Below are 20260 nucleotides of genomic sequence, written 5' to 3' on the forward strand. Positions count from 1 at the left end.
GACTCACTTCAGTTTCAGCAACGTGGCCATGTCCTTGCGCAGGCCACCGAGGTCGGAGCCCGGGGCGTGGCGCATGATCACGAAGCCGTTCGGATCGATCACGTAGACCGGCAGTCCCGCCGGATCATCGACGCCCGGCAACGCCGCGCGCAGGGCTGGCGACGGAGCCAGCGGCCGCAGCGCGGGCAGCGAGGCGATCGACGCCGGTGGCGTACCCAGCCACAGGATCTCGACATTATCGGCGTTATGGCCGAACAGCTGCCACACCTTGCCCAGCCCCTGCGACAAAGTGACGCACTGCACGTCGCAGGCGCCGGCCGGGGCCACCAGCAGGCGCCAGGTGCGAGCCTCGGGGTTCCAGGCATAGGGCTGGCCGCTGGCCAGGGTCGGCGCCTGCTGGCGCAGGTCCACCGGCGGCTTCAGCAGCTGGCCGGCATTGCGGTGCCCGGTCGGCTGCCAACCGGAGAAACGCAATACCGCAGCCAGCGCCATCGCCCCGAAGAACACGGCAAACAGCAGCACTAGGGTCCGGCGGCCGGAGCCGCGCGCCTGCGGGGACGTAGCAGTGTTCATGCGGGACATTTTCTCATGGTTGGGTAAGGGATGCCGGCCAGCGGCCGTTACTGCCGGACGACGGGGCGCCTGCTGCGCCACTCCAGCACCAGCGCGACCACCAGCACGGTCAGGGCCAGGCCGAACCACTGCACGGCGTAGCCCAGGTGACGCTGCGGCGGCAGCGTGTTCGGCAGCAGGTCCAGATCGCGTTCGTCGCCGAATGGCAGCGCGGGGTCCAGCCGCAGCACGCGGTCGGGCAATGCCGGTAGGCCAAGCGCCGCCGCCAGCCCTTCGGCCGGCAACCGGCTGGCCAGCCAACGCCCGGCCTCATCGGTAGCGGAGAACGCCGGGCCCAATGCCAGTCCCGCCGACGGCGGCGGCGCCAACAACCCACGCACCGCCACCGGCGAAGGCGGCGCCGGCACATCCGGCAGCGTGCGATCCGGCGGCAGAGCGCGCCAGCCGAGGTCGGCCAGCAGCACGCTGCCATCGTCACTGCGGAAGGGGCGATAGATCTTCACCCCGGCGCGGCCATGCCGGGTCTGATTGTCCAGCAGCACCACGCCGGGCAGGAAGCGGCCGTGGTCGGCCACGCCGTGCAACGCGCCGGGCGCCGCCAGTGCCTGCGCCAGCGGCAGCGCCTGTGCCACCGCTGGACCTTGTGCATCCAACATTGCCTGTTTGGCATGCATGCGCTGCAGCTGCCACAGCCCCAATGCGCTGAAACCGGCCATCGCCAGCACCGCCAGCAGCCATCCGATCACGCGCGTGTGCTGGCGCATCATGACAAGTCCGCGCAAACGCGGTCAGATAGGCGCATCCACCCTGCCCTCGAGCCGCGCATGAGTGATTCGCTGAAGACCCTGCTGGTAATCGCGTTTCTGATCGTCATCGTCTGGAATCTGGGCGCCGGCCTGTATTACCTGCTGGTCGACCGCGGCCAGACCAAGCGCACGGTCAACGCACTGACCCGCCGCATCGCGGTATCGGTGGCATTGATCCTGCTGGTGATCGTGAGCATCTACATGGGCTGGATCAAACCGCACGGCATCGGCGGCTGAGGCCACCGATGCGTGCGCGGTCAAAGCACGTAGACGAACAGGAACAGCATCAGCCACACCACGTCGACGAAGTGCCAGTACCACGCGGCGGCTTCGAAACCGAAATGGTTGTCGCGGGTGAAGTGTCCCTTGGCCGAACGCAGCCACATCACGATCAGCATGATCGTGCCCAGCAGCACGTGCGCGCCGTGGAAGCCGGTCAGCATGAAGAACGTCGAACCGTAGATCCCCGAGCCAAGCGTCAGGTTCAGTTCCTTGTAGGCATGGATGTACTCCTCCGCCTGCAGGGTCAAAAAGCCGAGGCCGAGCACGACGGTCAGGCCCAGCCAGATCAGCAGCTGGCGACGGTTGCCCGCCTTCAGCGCATGGTGGGCGATGGTCAGGGTCACGCCGGAGGTCAGCAGGATCAGCGTATTGATCAGCGGCAGGCCCCAGGCCGGGATGGTCTGGAACGCGCCACCGATCGCGGCCGGGCCGTTGGTCGGCCATCCGGCGGAATAGCCCTGCCAGAGCAGCTCGTTGGTCATCACGCCGCGGCCTTCGCCACTGAGCCAGGACAGGCCCAGGTTGCGGGTGTAGAACAGCGCCCCGAAGAAGGCGCCGAAGAACATCACCTCGGAGAAGATGAACCAGATCATCCCCATCCGGAACGAACCATCGACCTGGTGGTTGTAGTTGCCGGCCTGCGATTCGCGCACCACGTCGCTGAACCACCAGAACAGGGTCAGCACCAGCATCGCGATGCCGATGTAGAAGGTCCAGCGCCCCCAGCTGGCATCGTTGAGCCAGCTGGCCACGCCCACCATGGTCACCATCATCGCGATGGAACCCACGAACGGCCATTTGCTCTGGGCCGGGACGAAGTACACGTTGGCGTCGGTCGGTGTCTGGGCCATGTCGGTATCCGGGTCAGGGTGCGGCGTGCGCGCCTTCCGAGGTGGCGGCCGGGGCCAGCCGATCGGACAGCGCGTCGTTGCGGTAGAAGGTGTAGGACAGGGTGATCGTCTTGATTTCCGGCGGCAGGTCCGGATCGACGATGAAGCGCACCGGCATGTCGCGCTTCTCGCCGGCCTGCAGCGTCTGCGCGGTGAAACAGAAACATTCGGTCTTGCTGAAGAAGCCCGACGCGCGCGCCGGCGCCACCGAAGGCACCGCGCTGCCGACCACCGCCTGCTGGCTGTCGTTGCGGGCAAAGTACAGCGCCTCGTTGAGCTCGCCGGGCACCACGTCCATGGTCAGCTGTTCGGGGTGGAACGACCACGGCAGGCGCGAATTGACCCCGCCATCGAACTCCACGCGCACAGTGCGCTTGCCGGACGCCGCTCCCGCGCTGGCTTCTCCGCCGGGGCCGCGCTCCAGGCGCACGCCAAACACCTTCTCGCAGGCGATGCGGTACAGCGGCACCAGCGAGAATGTCAGCAGGAACACCGCCACCGCCACGCCGATCAGGCGCGGCAGCCCGGCGCTGCGGGACGGTGTGCGGGCCGGTGCCTCGCTCATCGGCCGATCACCCCGCTGAGGATGAAGCCGACGTAGACCAGCACGGCGATGGCGCCGACCCACATCGCCGTGCGCTTCGCATGCTGGCGCTGCTGCTCGATGCTTCCGCCTGGGTAGAGCCGACCGCTGGTCGGCTGCTTTTCGTCAGTCGAGCCTGGCTTGACGCTACTGATCGGGAGCGGGCTCTCGTTATGCATGCCCCACCTCAGTGCGTGATGTCGTCATGCGCCAGGTCCCCCGGGCGGATGGTCGGCGGCGTGGTGAAGGTATGCGCCGGTGCCGGCGACGGCAGCGTCCACTCCAGGCCGCGCGCACCTTCCCAGCTGCGCGCTTCGGCCTTCTCGCCGCTGCGCAGCGAGGACAGCAGGATCGCGGCCATCATGAACGGGGTGACGAACATGCCGAACGCGCCGATCGAGCTGATCAGGTTCCAGTCGGCGAAGGCCACACTGTAATCGGGGATGCGACGCGGCATGCCGGCCAGGCCGAGGAAGTGCTGCGGGAAGAACAGCAGGTTGACGAACACGATCGACCACCAGAAGTGCACCTTGGCCCACTTCTCGCTGTACATGCGCCCGGTCCACTTCGGCCACCAGTAGTACACCGCGGCGATCAGCGCGAACACCGCGCCGGTCACCAGCACGTAGTGGAAGTGCGCGACCACGAAGTAGGTGTCGTGGTACTGGAAGTCGGCGGCCACGATGGCCAGCATCAGTCCGGAGAAACCACCGATGGTGAACAGGATGACGAAGGCCACCGACCACAGCATCGGCGCCTCGAACGTCAGCGAGCCACGCCACATCGTGCTGACCCAGTTGAACACCTTCACGCCGGTCGGGATCGAGATCAGCATGGTGGCGAACATGAAGTAGATCTCGCCGCCCAGCGGCATGCCCACGGTGAACATGTGGTGGGCCCAGACAATGAACGACAGGAACGCGATGGCGGCGGTGGCGTACACCATCGCCTGGTAACCAAACAGCGGCTTGCGGCTGAAGGTCGGGATGATTTCGCTGACCACGCCGAAGGCCGGCAGGATCATGATGTAGACCTCGGGGTGACCGAAGAACCAGAAGATGTGCTGGTACATCACCGGGTCACCGCCACCGGCGGCGTTGAAGAAGCTGGTGCCGAAGAACTTGTCGGTCAGCAGCATGGTCACCGCGCCGGCCAGCACCGGCATCACCGCAATCAGCAGGAAGGCGGTGATCAGCCAGGCCCAGCAGAAGATCGGCATCTTCAGCAGATCAATGCCGGGCGCACGCATGTTGAGCACGGTGGCGATGATGTTGATCGCGCCCATGATCGAACTGATGCCGGCCACGTGGATGGCGAACACGCTGAAGGCCACGTTGTAGCCACCCTGCAGCGACAGCGGCGGATACAACGTCCAGCCACCGGCCGGCGCCCCCCCGGGCAGGAACAGGGTCAGCAGCAGCAGGCTGAAGGCCACCGGCAGCAGCCAGAACGACCAGTTGTTCATGCGCGGCAGCGCCATGTCCGGCGCGCCGATCTGCAGTGGGATCATCCAGTTGGCGAGGCCCACGAAGGCCGGCATCACGCCGCCGAAGATCATCACCAGCGCATGCACGGTGGTCATCTGGTTGAAGAACTCGGGCTTGACGAACTGCAGGCCGGGCTGCGCCAGCTCGGCGCGGATCACCACGCTCATCGCCGCACCGATGATGAACATGATGAAGCTGAAACCCAGGTACAGCGTGCCGATGTCCTTGTGGTTGGTCGAGAAGAACCAACGCTCGAAGAAACTCTGCTGGTGATGGTGATCGTCGTGCCCAACTGCCGAGTGCGCCATTGCAAAACACCTCTCAGAATCGGTTGTCACCACGGCCGCGGGCGGCCGCGGGCTTTACATCACGCGCCGCTGGCCGCGGTGGCAGGTGCGCTGGCCGCTTCTGCAGCAGCAGGCGCAGCCGGTGCCTCGCCCGCCGGTGCAGTTGGCTCGGCCGGTGCCGCAGGCGTTGCCGGCGCGGCAGGTGGCGCCGGCTTGCGCTGCGCCAGCCACTGCTTGAATTCCTCCTTGGACACCGCCTCGACCACGATCGGCATGAAGCCGTGGTCCTTGCCGCACAGCTCGGCGCACTGCCCGCGGTACACGCCGGGCTGCTCGATGCTGGTCCAGGCCTCGTTGATGAAGCCGGGGATGGCGTCCTGCTTCCAGCCCAGCGCCGGTACCCACCAGGCGTGGATCACGTCGTCGGAAGTGATGACGAAACGCACCTTGGTATCGACCGGCAGCACCAGGCGGTTGTCGACGTCCAGCAGGTAGTGTGGGTGGCTTTCGCGGGTCGGCACGATGCCACTCTGGCGCACCCGGTCGGACTCGCGGTCCAGGCGGCTGGTGAAGGTGACGTTTTCGCCGAGGTATTCGTACTTCCACATCCACTGGTAGCCGGTGACCTTCACCGTCATCTCGGCATCGCGGGTGTCGTACATCTTGATCAGGTTGGCCGTGGCCGGCCACGCCATCACGATCAGGATGATCACCGGGATCACCGTCCAGATCACCTCGGCCTTGGTGTTGTGGCTGAAGGTGGCGGCAACCGCGCCCTTGGATTTGCGGAACTTGAAGATGGCGTAGGCCATCGCGCCGAACACGATGACGCCGATCACCGTGCAGATGATCAACGAGAGATTGTTCGATTCCCAGGCCAGGCGCGAGGTCTGGGTCACCCCCTTGCCCATGTTCAGCTGCCACGGCTTTGGATCGGCCGCCTGGGCCCAGGCCAGCGCCGGAACCAGTCCCCCGGCCACCATGGCGGCGACCGCTGCAACGCACTTCGTGCCCCACCTGCTGCTTTGCTTCATTGCCTAGACCCTTAGCGTCGTCGGTTGCCGCCATCGCTGGCGGCGAGCAAGCTTTCAAGTGTCTCTGCAAGCGTCTGGCGTTCGGCCGGCGCGAGGAAACTCCCCACCTCCACCTGCCGGCCGCTGGATGCCAGCCGGACCCTCTCATCGTCGGTGAGCAGGCGCACCCAGTGAGGGTGGGCCCGGAACACCGGCGATCCACCGGGTACGGGAATGACCTCCACGTACGCCGGCACTACCCGGATCTCCTCCTGCCGTTCACCACTGCGCCACAAGGCACGCAGCGCCGCCGCCAGCACCAGGCTGTACAGCAGCGCGAACAGGGGGGCGAATGCATTGCCGGCCAACCACCCAAGGGCGGACACCAGCCACATCGCACCCGACAACACGGTGAACAACAGGACGAACTGCCGGGCATCGAGCGCCCGTGGGGGACGCAGCCGCAGCTGCGTACCTGACCCATCCGGAGCTGGAAGCACCTCGATCATGTCGCAACCGCGTTCCTGCCGCGGGAAACGTCTCGATGGTAGCCCCGCCCTCTCGCCGGTAGCAAGGGTGCATTCACACATTTTCCGATGCTGCAACACAGCATGAGGTCGGCGGCACGAATGACGAATTCAGCACAATTAATGGCAGCCTGCCTGAACACGCTGAATCCACCGCCGCTAGGGGCTATCAGCACTTCACGAAGGTGGCTGCGGGGCACTTCCGTAACCCGCAAAAATGATTAAAATCGCCAAGTTTTCCACTGGCCGGACCGGCATGAACGCACCTTCTTCCTCCCCTGCCGCCCATGACGCCCCGCGTCCCGGCGCGCTGCTGTCGCCGGAACTGCCGGCGCCCCCCAACCCGTTCCGCCAGGCCATCACCGATGCCTGGTTGAAGGACGAGGCCAGCCACGTCCGCGAGCTGCTGGCGCAGGCCCGCCTGCCCGCCGAGGAACAGGCCAAGGTGCAGGCGCTGGCCGCCGACCTGGTGGGCCGCGTGCGCGTGCGCGCCAAGGACCAGGGCGCGATTGAAGCCTTCATGCGCCAGTACGACCTGGGCAGCGAGGAAGGCGTGCTGCTGATGTGCGTGGCCGAAGCGCTGCTGCGCATTCCGGACCAGGACACTGCCGACAAGCTGATCCGCGACAAACTGGCCGACGCCGACTGGGAAAAGCACCTGGGCGGCAGCGACTCGGTGCTGGTCAACGCCTCCACCTGGGGCCTGATGCTGACCGGCAAGCTGGTGCAGATGAACGACGCCACCCGCGCCGATGCGCCCAGCGCGTTCAAGCGCCTGGTCGGTCGCGTCGGTGAGCCGGTGGTGCGCCTGGCCGTGCGCCAGGCGATGAAGATCATGGGCCACCAGTTCGTGATGGGCCGCACCATCAGCGAGGCGCTGTCGCGCTCGCACAAGGGCGACAACGCCAGCTACCGCTACTCCTTCGACATGCTGGGCGAAGGCGCGCTGACCATGAAGGACGCGCTGCGCTACCTGGAAGACTACCGTCGTGCGATCCACGCCATCGGCGGCGATCACAAGGCGCGCGGCGGCCGTCCGGACGGCGACGTCAACAACGCACCGGGCATCTCGATCAAGCTGTCGGCGCTGTACCCGCGCTACGAGCACGCCAAGCGCGAGCGCGTGCTGAAGGACCTGGTGCCGGGCGTGCTGGAACTGGCGCAGCTGGCCAAGAGCTACGGCATCGGCTGCACCGTCGACGCCGAAGAGTCCGACCGCCTGGAACTGTCGCTGGACATCATCGAGCAGGTGTTCTCCGACGCCTCGCTGGCTGGCTGGGATGGCTTCGGTGTGGTCGTGCAGGCCTACCAGAAGCGCACGCCGTACACGATCGACCACCTGGCCGACATGGCGCGCCGCGCCGGTCGCCGCCTGCAGGTTCGCCTGGTCAAGGGCGCCTACTGGGATGCCGAGATCAAGCGCGCACAGATCGAAGGCTATCCGGGCTACCCGGTATTCACCCGCAAGCAGAACACCGACGTGTCGTATTTGGCATGCGCGAAGCGCCTGTTCACCCATGCCGACGCGATCTACCCGATGTTCGCCACGCACAACGCGCACACCATCGCGGCTGTGCGCAGCATTGCCAACGGTGGCGTGTACGAGCACCAGAAGCTGCACGGCATGGGCGATGACCTGTACGCCGAAGTGGTGCCGGCCGATCGCCTGGGCCTGCCCTGCCGCGTGTACGCCCCGGTCGGTTCGCATGAAGACCTGCTGCCCTACCTGGTGCGCCGCCTGCTGGAAAACGGCGCCAACTCCAGCTTCGTCAACCGCATCACCGACGAACGCGTGCCGATCGCCGACCTGATCCGCGATCCGGTCGAGATGGTCGCCTCGTTCGCTTCGATCCCGCATCCCAAGATCCCGCTGCCGGTTGACCTGCTGCGCAGCCAGAACCACGACAGGAAGAACTCCATGGGCGCCAACCTCGCCAACGACAACGAACTGCGCGCCCTGGCCGAGCAGATCAACGCCGCCGTAAAGCCCTGGCAGGCCGCCCCGCTGGTGCCGGGCGCCAACCCGGCCGGCGCCGCGCTGCCGGTGACCAACCCGGCCGACACCCGCGAAGTGGTCGGCCAGTGGCTGGCCGCCGATGCCGCCACCGTGCAGAAGGCCCTGGCCAATGCCGTGGCCGCGCAGCCGGCCTGGAACCGCACCCCGGCCGCCAGTCGCGCCGCCATCCTCGAACACGCCGCCGACCAGCTGGAAGCGCGCATGCCCGAGTTCATGGCACTGTGCGTGAAGGAAGCGGGCAAGAGCCTGCCCGACAGCATCGCCGAAGTGCGCGAAGCCGTGGACTTCCTGCGCTACTACGCCAAGCAGGCACGCGAGCAGTTCAGTCACGCCGAGAAGCTGCCCAGCCCGACCGGTGAGTCCAACGAACTGCAGCTGCATGGCCGCGGCGTGTTCGTCTGCATCAGCCCGTGGAATTTCCCGCTGGCGATCTTCTTGGGCCAGGTCGCTGCCGCCCTGGCCGCCGGCAACAGCGTCATCGCCAAGCCGGCCGAGCAGACCAACCTGATCGGCTACTACGCGGTCAAGCTGCTGCACGACGCCGGCGTGCCGGCCGAGGTGGTGCAGTTCCTGCCGGGTGACGGCGCCACCGTCGGTGCCGCGCTGACCGCCGACCCACGCGTGGCCGGCGTGGCCTTCACCGGCTCCACCGACACCGCCCGTGCGATCAACCGCGCGATGGCTGCGCGTGACGCCGCCATCGGCGTGCTGATTGCCGAGACGGGTGGCCAGAACGCCTTCATCGCCGACTCCTCGGCACTGCCGGAACAGCTGGTCAAGGACGCGATCGGTTCGGCCTTCACCTCCGCTGGCCAGCGTTGCTCGGCCGCGCGCGTGCTGTTCGTGCAGGACGACATCGCCGACAAGGTGATGACCATGCTGGCCGGCGCGATGAAGGAACTGAAGGTCGGCAACCCGGGCCTGCTGTCCACTGACGTCGGCCCGGTGATTGATGCCGACGCGCTGAAGATCCTGCAGGACCACGCCGAGCGCATGGACCGCGAAGCGCGCCTGATCGCCGCCGCCGAACTGTCGGCCGAAGCGGCCAACGGCACCTTCTTCGCCCCGCGCGCGTACGAATTGAAGGATCTGGGCCAGCTGCACAAGGAAATCTTCGGGCCGGTCCTGCACGTGATCCGCTGGAAGGGCGACCAGCTCGACGCGGTGATCGACCAGATCAACGCCACCGGCTACGGCCTGACCCTGGGCGTGCATTCGCGCATCGACGAGACCGTCGACCGCATCAGCAACGGCGTCCATGTCGGCAACGTCTACGTCAACCGCAACCAGATCGGTGCGGTGGTCGGCGTGCAGCCGTTCGGCGGCCAGGGCCTGTCCGGCACCGGCCCGAAGGCCGGCGGCCCGCATTACCTGCTGCGCTTTGCCACCGAGAAGACGGTGACGGTGAACACCACCGCCGCTGGCGGCAACGCGTCGCTGCTGACCCTGGGCGACTGATCGCCCGCGTCAGGCAGTGAACGAAAACCCCCGCGAAAGCGGGGTTTTTTGTGCTTTGCCGGTAGCGCCGGACCATACCCGGCGACGATCATGCCGCCACACTGAACCGGCTGTCCGTAAGCTTGGCCAGCTCGTGCCGCACCCTCGCGATGCGCGCTTCCAGGTCGCCCTCCAGCAGCACGTACTCGACTCCCCGCGCCTGCAACTCGTGCACGTACCACGCATGCTGCTGCGCCCGGAATGCCTCCCCCAGCCGCGTGCCGTCCTGGTCGAACGGGATATCCGGCGCACACAGGAACAACAGGTCGTACGGCCGCAGTGCAGCCTGCCGCAGTGCCTCCGGTGCCGTACCAAACATCCAGCCGCTGTAGCCCAGCGTCACCAGCGGCGTGGTATCGCAGAACAACCAGCGATGCGCCGTCAGCGCCGCCGCATCCTCACGCCGGGGCTGCTCTTCGGCGATGCGCAGCAGGTCCGGTTCGCGCAGGTCACCGCCCTGCATTTCCCACAGCGTGCGCCCGAATTCCGCGACCCACGTCGTGCCCATCCGCTCGGCCAGCACCCGCGCCAGCGTGGTCTTGCCGGTGGATTCGCCACCGATGAAGGCCACGCGCTGCACGTAGTCCGCGTACACCTGCGGCGACAGGCCGTGGCGAAGCGCATGCGGATCGGCGCGAAGCCGGGTGCCGCTGGGCTGGCCGACATCGCGGCTGCGCTCCAGCCGCTGGTGCTGCACCGGTGCATGGAAGTGCGCGGCCAGCGCCTGCGCGAAACCATCGCCGTAGTCCTCGCCGGTGTACACCGTCTGCACCGGCCCTCCGAACAGGTTCAGGCACAGCCACGCGGTGAAGTCCCGCTGCAGCTGTTCGTCATCACTGTCCTGCGGCAGGGTTCGCACTGGCAAGCCATGCTGCATGCACAATGCCGCCAGTCGCGCGTCGTCAAGCACCGCCACCGTCGCCTGCGGGAAACGCGCACGCAGCCAGCGCTCACGGCGCTCGGCGCTGTAGCCGGCAAAGCCCGGCTGCGACCAGCCGATCACCAGCAGATGCACGCAGCGCGCGGCAGCGAAGTCGATCAGTCGTTCATGGCCGAGGTGCAGCGGGCAGAACTTGCCCACCACCAGCCCCCGCGCAGCGCGCTCAGGCAGCGGCATCGGCCGCCCTGGCCTCGTCGCGCATCAGATGCCGCCAATGGCGCAGTGCCACCAGCGCGTTGATCCAGAAGCCCACATACAGGATCGAGGTCAGATGCAGGCCACGGCTGTAGTACAGCGGCACTGCAACGGTGTTCACCAGCAGCCAAACCCACCACGATTCCAGCTTGCGCCGCATCATCAGGATCTGCGCGATCACGCTCAGCACCAGCACCGCCGAATCGATATACGGCGCATAGGCATTGGTCAGGCGGGTCAGCATCCAGCCGTAGCCGAACGTGGCCACCACCGCCAGTGGCGCCAGCCAGGCCCATGCCCGCGGCCGCAGCGAAGTGATCGGCAGCGGCGCGCCATGGTCGCCGCGCAGCCACTGCCACCAGCCCAGCACACTGATGGCGATGAAAAAGAACTGCAGCACCATGTCCGCGTACAGGTGCGATCGTTCGAACACGGCAGCAAACAAGGCGCAGCCGACGATGCCAAGCCACCAGGTGTGCACGTTGTTGCGCCCGGCCAGCAGGATCGAGCCGGCGACGGCGATGTTGGCAGCCAGCTCCAGCTGGAAGTTCGAGTCGGACAGGTTCATGCCGCTATTGTCGTGGATCCGTGCGCTGCGTGGACAACCCGGCAGATCCACGCCGTGGGTGGATGCCCCAGACCGTCCCCACAAAAAGAAGGCCCCGCTCGCGCGGGGCCTCCTGCGTACTGTTTCAGGCAATCGCCTGAATCAGAACTTGTACTGCATCGAAGCCGCCAGCACGTCGCCGGTCACCTTGTACTTGCCGGTCACGGTGTTGCCGGTGGCCGAGGTCGAGGTGATGTTCGGATCCTTGGTGAACAGGTGGGTGTAGCCCACGCTGTATTCCATCTTGTCCGAAGCCGCGTAGGTCAGGCCCAGAGACAGCCACTTGCGGGTGGTGTCCGGCACGCGCACGTCGCGGTGGACGTCGGTGGTCGGGGTCTGGTCGTAAGCGAGACCGCCACGCAGGGTCAGCTTCTCGTTCATGCGGTACTCGGTACCGATCGACGCGAAGGTGGTGTCGCGGTAGTGGAACGGCAGCACGCTGTCCGGCTGGTTGGAGTCATAGTCGACAGTGACCTGGTCGAACTTGCTCCACGCGGTGCGCGAGACGTCGGCCATGATCTTCCACTGATCGTTCACGCGGTGGGTGACGCTGACGGTGGCGCTGGCCGGCAGGGTGATGGTGGCACGGCCGTTGCTGTCAACGAAGGTACCCGGGGCAGCACTGGCCAGGAACGCGGCCGCAGCCGGGGTCATGGTGAAGTCGGCCTTGCCGTCGGTGATCTTGTGTTCCACTTCCGAGCGGTAGCTGAAGGCGATGTTGGTGCCTTCCACCGGGCTGACGGTCATGCCCAGGGTGTAACCCACGGACATTTCGTCGCCCTTGATGCGCAGGTAGCCATCGGCGGTACCCGGCGAGAAGCCCAGCTGGGCAGCCTGGATACCGGCCTGGCGGGCAGCGGCAGCGGCCTGGGCCTGGGTGCCGCCACGGGCCAGCACGGTGGCAGCAGCACGCTGCTGGGCGCTGGCGTTGATGGCGGTGCCGGCATCGACGGCGCTGGTCAGGTCAACGTCCAGGCGCTCGACGAACACCGACGCACCGAAGGACAGGTACGGGTTCACGTCGTAGGAGAACGCGGCGCCCAGGTCGACGGCCTGCAGTTCGGTCTTCACGCCGTTGTAGCGGCCGACCCAGTCACGGTCGTATTCGGTCTTGAAGCCGAACGGCACCGACAGCGACACACCGAAGTGCATGTTGTCGTTCTCGCCGAACGGCACGTGGAAATAGGCCGCCGGGACCGGGGCGATCATGCCGGCGTCGCCGCCATTGCCGCCGGAAATCGGAGCGCCATTGGCGTACTTGCCTTGGCCACGGAACTTGGCGCCGAAGCTGATGGCGCTGACGTCGCCCTGCAGCATGGTACCGTCGAGCAGGCGCATGGAGGCCGGGTTGGTGGCGATGACCGAGGCGTCGCCTTCGGCCGAGGTGGAGCCGGCGAACGCGCGGCCGAGGCCCTTGGCGCTGTTTTCCTTCAGCTGGAAGGCGGCGGCGTTGGCATCGGCGGCAGCCAGCGCACCGGCAACGCCGACGGCCAGCAGGGTCAGACGGGCAATGGTGGAAGCGGTTTGCATCGTAGTTCTCTCTCCGGTAAGCGGTGATGTTGCTCTGAGTGCGCCTGCGCCCGGCCGGCCCTGGGGCCCTTCGGAGCGCGCCGGATTCCCCTCCCGACATACGACGCCGTATGCGAGTATTACCCAGAGCTGTTAATGAAACAATAACAGCAGCTGCGCTTTTTTCGTCTCAAAAGCTGAACAGGACAATCCCCGCCGCAGGCGTCGCCACGCTAGGCTTATACCCATGTTCGTCTCCCTCCCGTCGCGCAAGAAGGCGGCCCTGCGCTGGGCCACGCCCGTGCTGTTCGCGTCATTGTGGCTGGCGTTCCTGTGGTCGATCTCGCGCCCGGACGATGCCCGCGGCAGCCTCTGGCTGGACTGGGGCGCCCTGTCCACCGGCCTGACCCACCCGCTGGACTGGTGGGCGACCCTGCAGGACGGCAGCGTGCTGCGGCTGTTCACCGCCCTGTTCCTGCATGCCGACTGGTCGCATCTGCTGGGCAACCTGGTGTTCCTGCTGATCTTCGGCCTGCCCGCAGAGCGGGTGCTGGGGCCATGGCGGTTGCTGCTGCTGTTCCTGGTGGGCGGCGCGGTGTCCAACCTGGTGGCGATCTACACCATGGGCAGCCCGGATCAGATCATCATCGGTGCCAGTGGCGCGGTGTCGGCGCTGATCGGCGCCTATCTGGCCCTGTTCCCGGGTGCCCGGCTGGGCGTGGTGATCCCGCTTGGCCTGTTCCTGGAGTTCGTACGCGCCCCGGCCTATCTGCTCATCGGCGTCTGGGCCGCGCTGCAGGTGGTATTCGCCCATATCGGCCCCAGCTTCGGCATGGTGGCCTGGTGGGCCCACATCGGCGGCTTCCTGTTCGGCCTGCTGTATGGCGTGTACGTGCGCGCGGCGATCGCGCGCCGGCTGCGCAAGCGGCACGGGTTCTAGCGTCCGCTTGCCGGGTTCTGCGGAATGCCCGAGCCATGCTCGGGCAGCGTTCGGAAATCAGTCGGGCATGGCGCGACGCTACGCCATCAAGGCTTGGCCGGGATCTCTGCAGGCTTTGCTTCCGGTCTTGCTTCCGGCTTTGCTTCCGGCTTCGCTGCAGCCTTCGTGGCCTTGGCCGCATCTGCCTTCGCCGCTTCGGCCTTCAACCGTGCAGCCACCGAACCCGGATTCTTCAGCTCGGCCAATGCGTCGTTGATCGGGCCATCACCCGGCAGCACCGCACCGGCATGGTAGCCCTCGGTGCCTTCGTCGTCGCCGCGCAGATGTCCCGGCAGGGTCGCTTCGCTGTAATCGGTCAGGCTGGCCGGCAGCGCATCCTCCGCCGGCGTGGCGGCGGGCTTCAGTTCAACGTCCGGCACGATGCCGGTGGCCTGGATCGACTTGCCACTGGGCGTGTAATAACGCGCCGTGGTCAGCTTCACCGAATCCCCGTTGTCCAGCGGCAGCACCGTCTGTACCGAGCCCTTGCCGAAGGTGCGGCTGCCGACCACGCGGGCACGCTTGTTGTCGCGCAGCGCGCCGGCCAGCACTTCCGATGCGCTGGCCGAGCCGGCGTCGGCCAGCACGACCACCGGTGCGCCCTTCAGCAGGTCGCCCGGGGTCGCGTCGAAGCGTGCATCACTGATGCTGATGCGGCCACGGGTACTGACGATGTTGCCCTTGTCGAGCAGATCATCGGCCACCTGCACCGCAGCGGTCAGCAGGCCACCCGGGTTGCTGCGCAGGTCCAGCACCAGGCCCTTGAGCTGGCCACCGGACTGCTTCTGCAGCTGCTGCACGTGCTTCTGGAAATCCGAACCGGTATCGGCCTGGAAGGTACTCAGGCGGATGTAGCCGTAGCCCGGTTCCAGCAGGCGGCTGCGCACGCTGGTCACACGGATGGTCTGGCGGGTCAGGCTCACGTCGAACGGCTTCGGCTTGCCTTCGCGCACGATGGTCAGCACCACCTTGCTGCCTGCGGGGCCGCGCAGCGGTTCACTGGCATCGATGGCGCTGATCGGCTTGCCGTCGATGGCGATGATCAGGTCACCGGCGAGGATACCGGCCTTGGCCGCCGGCGTGTCGTCGATCGGCGAGATCACCTTCATGCTGGCATTGTCCGGCTGCTGCTGCAGCTCCACGCCGATGCCCTCGTAGGCGCCATTGGCCTGCTCGTCGAAGGCCTGCGCGTCTTCCTTGTTGAAGTAGGTGCTGTGCGGATCGAGGTCGAGCAACAGGCCACGCACGGCCGACTGCATCAACTTCTTGTCATCGACCGGATCGACATAGGCGGCACGCACCGCGTTGTACACGGCCACGAAACGGCGGATGTCCTCCAGCGGCACCTTCGAGGTCACCGCCTCCTCGCTGTTCGCTGCCTGCCCGCTGGTTTCCTGGCTCGGGGCGGGCGCGGTCTGCTGCGCCCAGGACAGCGCTGGCAACAGGGCCAGCAAGAGGGTGGCGGTACGGGCTGCGCGCATGGATCACTCCTGTCGACGGTGGCATGGTGCCCAAGGCACATGCACCGATTATGCGCGAAGCACAGCTAAATTCCCGTTGAATCCGGCCCGCACGCGGCGAACCGGATTCAGCGCCGCTGCAGCCAGCTGTCCGGATTCACCGGCTGCCCGCCACGGCGCAGCTCGAAGTACAGCGCGGTAACGCCCTGGCCGCCGGAATTGCCGACCTTGGCCACCGCATCGCCGCGGCTGACCCGCGCGCCGGCATCCTTCAGCAGGGTGTCGTTGTGGGCGTACAGGCTCATGTAGCCATTGCCGTGGTCGACGATCAGGATCATGCCGTAGCCGGTCATCCAATCGGAGAACACCACGGTACCGTCGGCCACCGCGGTGACGGTGCTGCCGGCCGGCGCACCGATCAGCACGCCGCTGCTGGTACGGCCATCGGGCAGCTTGCCGCCATAGCGGGCCAGCAGGTTGCCGGACAACGGCCAGCCCAGGCCGCCGACCTTCGGCGCCGGTGCCGATGCCACCGCAGGCGGGACCTTGGTTGGCGGCGGTGGCCGTCCCTGCGCCGCGGCCTGGCGTGCAGCCCGCTCGGCAGCGGCCTTTTCGGCGGCGGCTCGACGTGCAGCCGCGCGACGCTCGGCTTCGGCGCGGGCGGCAGCAGCACGCAGGTTGGCCAGCAGCGTTTCCAGCGCCTTGGCGTCCTGGCCCAGTGCCTGTTCCTTCTCGCGCTGCTCCTTGAAGCGCTCGTCCAGCGAGGCCACGGTCTTTGCGCGATCGCGACGGTCGGCTTCCAGCGCCGCAGCCTGCTGCTTCTGGTCCTGCTGTGTACCCTGCAGCTTCTGCTTGCGCTCGGCGATCTGCGCCTGCAGCCCTTCCAGTTCCTTCAGGTCGGCCGTCAGCGTCGTGATGCGCCGCGCACGTTCGCGCTGCAGGTAGCGATGGTAGGCCAGGGCGCGGTTGGCGTCGGCCACCGTGTCCTGCGACAGCAGCAGCTTCAACGGTGCATGGGTGCCCAGCTGGTAGGCCGCGCGCAGCAGCCCGGCCAGTTCTCGGTGCTGTTGGGCGAGGTTGCCCTGAAGGCTGCTGCGGCGCTGCTCGGCTTCGGCCAGGGCCCGGGCCTGCTCGCGCAGCGCGGCTTCGGTCTGCGCGAGCGCCCGACCGGTGCGGGCCACCTTCTCGTCGGCCTCGCGCAGCTGCAGCGAGGCCTGGCCACGCTGCCCCTCGATCTGCCGTCGCTCCTGCGCCACGCCCTTCAGCTCGGTACGCAGCTTCTGCAGCTTGCGCTCGGTCTCGCGGGTCGTCTGCGCGGCACCCGGCAGCGGCAGGGCCAGCGCCACGACCAGCCCCAGCAGCAGGCAGCGCCCGCCGCGCGCAGCGGCGATGTGATGTCGGCGTGATGGGAAGGCGTTGTCGCGCAAGGGCTTTCCAGTGACTTCAGGCAGTTGCGGGGGATACCGGGGAATGGTGACATCTCCGCACGCGGCCTGCCAGCCGCACATCCATCGAGGTCCCCATGAAAGCTCTTTCCATTCCGCTGCTGTTGGGCGTATTGCTGGCCACCGGGCCGGTCTGTGCACAGGAGAACATCAGCAAGGTCAACGGCAGCATCAGCGCCGAACCGGGCCAGCGCTACGGCAAGCTTGACACCGTCAACGGCGGCATCCGCGTCGGCGAAGGCGTCGAGACCGGCAGCATCGACACCGTCAACGGCGGGGTCAAGGTCGCCGACCGCGCGCGCACCGGCAAAATCGAAACAGTCAACGGCGGTGTGCGCCTGGGCCGCGAAGTGATCGCCAGCGGTGGCGTCAGCACCGTCAATGGCAGCATCTTCACCGATCGCGGCAGCCAGATCGAAGGCGGCGTCGAAACCGTGAACGGCGGCATCGGTCTGGTGGAAAGCCGCGTCGGCAAGGATGTGGAGACCGTCAACGGTGACATCACCGTCGGTATCGGTTCGCAGGTCAAGGGCGGCGTGCATGTGCGCAAGCCGAACTTCAGCGTCTCGCTGACCGCCAGCCGCAAGCCACGCGTGATCATCGGTCCGAATGCCGTGGTCGACGGCCCGCTGCAGTTCGAGCGCGAGGTGGTGCTGTACGTTCATCGCAGCGCCCGCATCGGGCCGGTCACCGGCGCCGAGGCGATCCCGTTCGACACCGAAACCGCCCCGGCCGACTGAACCCGCCGGACCCAGCGGTTGGGTGATACTCGCTTTTACCGGTCGCGCATGATGTGCGACCGCCCTTTGTTCTCCAGGAATCGACGATGCCCCGCAAACTCCTCCTGTGCCTGGCCGCTGCGGCCGCGCTCAGTGCCTGCAAAGGCGAAGATACTCCGGCAGCTACGCCGGCCACCGATACCGCTGCCGCGAAGCCGGCCACCCATCAGTTCTCGCCGGAGATCAACGCCGGCGACTTCGCGGAGATGGTCAAGACCCTGTCTTCGGATGAGTTCGAAGGCCGCGCCCCGGGCAGCAAGGGCGAGGAACTCACGGTCAACTACATCCGCGACCAGATGCAGCGTATCGGCCTGCAGCCCGGCAACGGCGACAGCTGGTTCCAGGACGTGCCGATGACCGAGACCACGGCCGACGAATCGACCGTGCTGAAGATCACCCAGGGCGGCAAGACCACCGAACTGAAGTTCGGCACCGACATGGTGGTCGGCACCCGTACCGGCCAGGCCGAGGTCAAGGTCGATGCCAGCGACCTGGTATTCGTCGGCTACGGCGTCGATGCGCCGGAGCAGAAGTGGAACGACTACGCCGGCCAGGACTGGAAGGGCAAGACGGTCGTGATGTTCGTCAACGACCCGGGCTTCCATGTCGACGACGAAAAACTGTTCGACGGCAAGCGCATGACCTATTACGGCCGCTGGACCTACAAGTTCGAAGAAGCTGCCCGCAAGGGCGCTGCCGCCGCGCTGATCGTGCACGATACCGCCGGCGCGTCCTACGGTTGGGACGTAGTGAAGAATTCCTGGGCCGGCCCGCAGTACGACCTGCCCGCCAAGGATGACCCGGAGGCGCGAATCCCGGTGCAGGGCTGGTTGAGCGCCGACGCGGCCAAGGCGCTGTTCGCCGGTGCCGGCCTGGACCTCGCCCAGGCCTACAAGGACGCCAGCAAGCGCGGTTTCAAACCGGTGCCGCTGAAGGCCACCGCTGCGGTCGACCTGAAGAGCCAGATCGCGCAGAAGCAGTCGCGCAACGTGGTCGGCGTACTGCCGGGCAGCAAGCGCGCTGACGAGGCCGTGCTGTACATGGCGCACTGGGACCACCTGGGCAAGCATGAGGGTGAGACCGGCGACAACATCTACAACGGTGCGGTCGACAACGCGACCGGCGTAGCCGGCATCCTCGAAGTGGCCGAAGCAATGGCCCATCAGGATCCGAAGCCGGAGCGTTCGGTGGTGTTCCTGGCCGTGACCCTGGAAGAATCCGGCCTGCTGGGCTCGAAGTACTACGTCGCCCACCCGACTTTCCCGCTGGACAAGATCGCCGGTGTGATCAACATCGATGCGATGTCGGTGGCCGGCCGTGCCAAGGACGTGACCGTCACCGGCTTCGGCAGCTCGGAGCTGGAGGACATCCTCAAGCCGCTGGCTGCCGCCCAGGACCGTACCCTGCACGGTGAGACTTCGGTGCAGAGCGGCTTCTACTTCCGCTCCGATCACTTCAACTTCGCCAAGGCCGGTGTGCCCGCCCTGTACGCCGATGGCGGCGAAGACCTGCGCGAGGGTGGCGTGGAAGCAGGCCGCAAAGCCGCGGCGGATTACGGCGCCAACCGTTATCACGGCCCGAAGGACGAGTTCGACGCGGCCAGCTGGAAGCTGGACGGCACCGTCGAAGACCTGCAGCTGATGTACGGCGTCGGCAAGGAACTGGCCGGTGGTGATCGTTGGCCGAACTGGTACGAAGGCAACCCGTTCAAGGCTGCCCGCGACGCGATGATGAAGGACAAGGCCCCGGCCAAGTAAATCAGGCCATGTTCGACTGAACATCGTTGAGAGCAGAGCGGCGCCCCACGGGGCGCCGCTTTTTTTGTGCGCTCCGCCATTGGTGGGTGCCAACCTTGGTTGGCACTCTCTGCCATCGGTAGTCGCCAACCTTGGTTGGCGCCGCCGCTCGCGGCGGTTCCATCAACGCGTCTGCCGGCCAGCGGCCGGCACTACCCGCATTTGCTGCGCATAAAGAAAAACCCCGCTGCGTGAGCAGCGGGGTTTTGGGTGTAAACCCTGGCGATGACCTACTCTCGCATGGCTTGAGCCACACTACCATCGGCGCAGCTGCGTTTCACTTCCGAGTTCGGGATGGGATCGGGTGGTTCCACAGCGCTAATTTCACCAGGTAGACGGTTGCAGCAGCGCTTGCAGCGCCAGCTTCGCGATCTTGCCCTTGGGGCGGAAGGAACCCGGAGAATGCAGTACCTTCACTTAATAAGAAAAACCCCGCTGCGCAAGCAGCGGGGTTTTGGGTATAAACCCTGGCGATGACCTACTCTCGCATGGCTTGAGCCACACTACCATCGGCGCAGCTGCGTTTCACTTCCGAGTTCGGGATGGGATCGGGTGGTTCCACAGCGCTAATTTCACCAGGGAGGCTTT

The 20260-nt window shown here is 66.7% G+C and carries 18 protein-coding genes and 2 rRNA genes; 5 read left to right on the forward strand and 15 right to left on the reverse strand.

The genetic code is table 11. The features are described from left to right. Nucleotides 1-3 precede the first annotated feature (3 nt). Complete coding sequence (locus V3B30_RS05655; protein ID WP_100471056.1) at nt 4-573, reverse strand: hypothetical protein; 570 nt, start codon at nt 571-573, stop codon at nt 4-6. A 47-nt stretch (nt 574-620) separates the two neighbouring features. Further along, on the reverse strand, nt 621-1340 hold the full coding sequence (locus tag V3B30_RS05660) for an SURF1 family protein (protein ID WP_262082934.1): 720 nt from the start codon (nt 1338-1340) through the stop codon (nt 621-623). 57 nt (nt 1341-1397) lie between these two features. Between V3B30_RS05660 and V3B30_RS05665 the strand changes: the two genes are divergently transcribed. After that, nucleotides 1398-1616, forward strand: a complete 219-nt coding sequence (locus V3B30_RS05665; RefSeq protein WP_005412025.1) for a twin transmembrane helix small protein — start codon at nt 1398-1400, stop codon at nt 1614-1616. A gap of 20 nt (nt 1617-1636) precedes the next feature. Here V3B30_RS05665 and V3B30_RS05670 read toward each other — a convergent pair whose 3' ends face one another. From V3B30_RS05670 to V3B30_RS05695, 6 genes are read right to left on the reverse strand one after another with little or no spacing between them, the layout of a single operon-like run. Then, complete coding sequence (locus tag V3B30_RS05670; protein WP_005407793.1) at nt 1637-2512, reverse strand: cytochrome c oxidase subunit 3; 876 nt, start codon at nt 2510-2512, stop codon at nt 1637-1639. Nucleotides 2513-2525: 13 nt separating this feature from the next. Then, nucleotides 2526-3116: a cytochrome c oxidase assembly protein gene (locus V3B30_RS05675; RefSeq protein WP_100471053.1), complete on the reverse strand. Its 591-nt coding sequence runs from the start codon at nt 3114-3116 to the stop codon at nt 2526-2528. Next, a complete protein-coding gene (locus V3B30_RS05680) occupies nt 3113-3313 on the reverse strand; it encodes a hypothetical protein (protein ID WP_262082933.1) in 201 nt (66 codons plus the stop codon). The genes V3B30_RS05675 and V3B30_RS05680 overlap by 4 nt, the downstream gene beginning before the upstream one ends. 8 nt (nt 3314-3321) lie before the next feature. Further along, nucleotides 3322-4929 carry a cytochrome c oxidase subunit I gene (gene ctaD / locus V3B30_RS05685; RefSeq protein ID WP_057501839.1) on the reverse strand — a complete coding sequence of 536 codons (1608 nt, stop codon included), beginning with the start codon at nt 4927-4929 and terminating at the stop codon, nt 3322-3324. A gap of 59 nt (nt 4930-4988) precedes the next feature. Then, nucleotides 4989-5942 (reverse strand): cytochrome c oxidase subunit II, encoded by a 954-nt coding sequence (coxB, locus tag V3B30_RS05690; RefSeq protein ID WP_262082932.1) that lies wholly within the window; start codon nt 5940-5942, stop codon nt 4989-4991. 11 nt (nt 5943-5953) lie between these two features. After that, entirely contained in the window at nt 5954-6430 is a 477-nt protein-coding gene (locus V3B30_RS05695) for a DUF2244 domain-containing protein (RefSeq protein WP_004153894.1), read from the reverse strand. A 274-nt stretch (nt 6431-6704) separates the two neighbouring features. On the opposite strand from V3B30_RS05695, the gene putA reads away from it, so the two are divergent. Next, nucleotides 6705-9923: a bifunctional proline dehydrogenase/L-glutamate gamma-semialdehyde dehydrogenase PutA gene (gene putA, locus V3B30_RS05700; protein WP_262082931.1), complete on the forward strand. Its 3219-nt coding sequence runs from the start codon at nt 6705-6707 to the stop codon at nt 9921-9923. Nucleotides 9924-10011: 88 nt separating this feature from the next. Here putA and V3B30_RS05705 read toward each other — a convergent pair whose 3' ends face one another. From V3B30_RS05705 to V3B30_RS05715, 3 genes are all read right to left on the reverse strand, one after another. After that, the gene (locus V3B30_RS05705) at nt 10012-11079 is read right to left on the reverse strand and encodes an AAA family ATPase (protein WP_262082930.1); all 1068 of its coding nucleotides are present in this window, start codon (nt 11077-11079) and stop codon (nt 10012-10014) included. Further along, complete coding sequence (gene pnuC, locus V3B30_RS05710; protein ID WP_100471048.1) at nt 11066-11665, reverse strand: nicotinamide riboside transporter PnuC; 600 nt, start codon at nt 11663-11665, stop codon at nt 11066-11068. Before pnuC ends, V3B30_RS05705 begins: the two co-directional genes overlap by 14 nt. A gap of 141 nt (nt 11666-11806) precedes the next feature. Further along, entirely contained in the window at nt 11807-13234 is a 1428-nt protein-coding gene (locus tag V3B30_RS05715) for an outer membrane protein transport protein (protein ID WP_100471047.1), read from the reverse strand. A gap of 226 nt (nt 13235-13460) precedes the next feature. Here V3B30_RS05715 and V3B30_RS05720 point away from each other — a divergent pair, with 226 nt between their 5' ends. After that, nucleotides 13461-14153: a rhomboid family intramembrane serine protease gene (locus tag V3B30_RS05720; protein WP_014035716.1), complete on the forward strand. Its 693-nt coding sequence runs from the start codon at nt 13461-13463 to the stop codon at nt 14151-14153. An 86-nt stretch (nt 14154-14239) separates the two neighbouring features. Here the strand turns inward: V3B30_RS05720 and V3B30_RS05725 are convergent, their stop codons facing one another. Next, complete coding sequence (locus V3B30_RS05725; RefSeq protein WP_262082929.1) at nt 14240-15673, reverse strand: S41 family peptidase; 1434 nt, start codon at nt 15671-15673, stop codon at nt 14240-14242. A 107-nt stretch (nt 15674-15780) separates the two neighbouring features. Beyond that, the gene (locus V3B30_RS05730) at nt 15781-17079 is read right to left on the reverse strand and encodes a peptidoglycan DD-metalloendopeptidase family protein (protein ID WP_262082928.1); all 1299 of its coding nucleotides are present in this window, start codon (nt 17077-17079) and stop codon (nt 15781-15783) included. 95 nt (nt 17080-17174) lie between these two features. Here V3B30_RS05730 and V3B30_RS05735 point away from each other — a divergent pair, with 95 nt between their 5' ends. After that, nucleotides 17175-17837 carry a hypothetical protein gene (locus tag V3B30_RS05735; RefSeq protein ID WP_262082927.1) on the forward strand — a complete coding sequence of 221 codons (663 nt, stop codon included), beginning with the start codon at nt 17175-17177 and terminating at the stop codon, nt 17835-17837. An 86-nt stretch (nt 17838-17923) separates the two neighbouring features. Further along, a complete protein-coding gene (locus V3B30_RS05740) occupies nt 17924-19633 on the forward strand; it encodes a M28 family metallopeptidase (protein WP_262082926.1) in 1710 nt (569 codons plus the stop codon). A gap of 256 nt (nt 19634-19889) precedes the next feature. Here V3B30_RS05740 and rrf (V3B30_RS05745) read toward each other — a convergent pair. Continuing rightward, nucleotides 19890-20004, reverse strand: a 5S ribosomal RNA gene (gene rrf, locus V3B30_RS05745). A 133-nt stretch (nt 20005-20137) separates the two neighbouring features. Further along, nucleotides 20138-20252: ribosomal RNA gene (gene rrf, locus V3B30_RS05750) — 5S ribosomal RNA — on the reverse strand. Between the last annotated feature and the right edge of the window lie 8 nt (nt 20253-20260).

This window comes from Stenotrophomonas sp. SMYL41 (assembly GCF_036319965.1).
Lineage (GTDB): Bacteria > Pseudomonadota > Gammaproteobacteria > Xanthomonadales > Xanthomonadaceae > Stenotrophomonas > Stenotrophomonas maltophilia_R.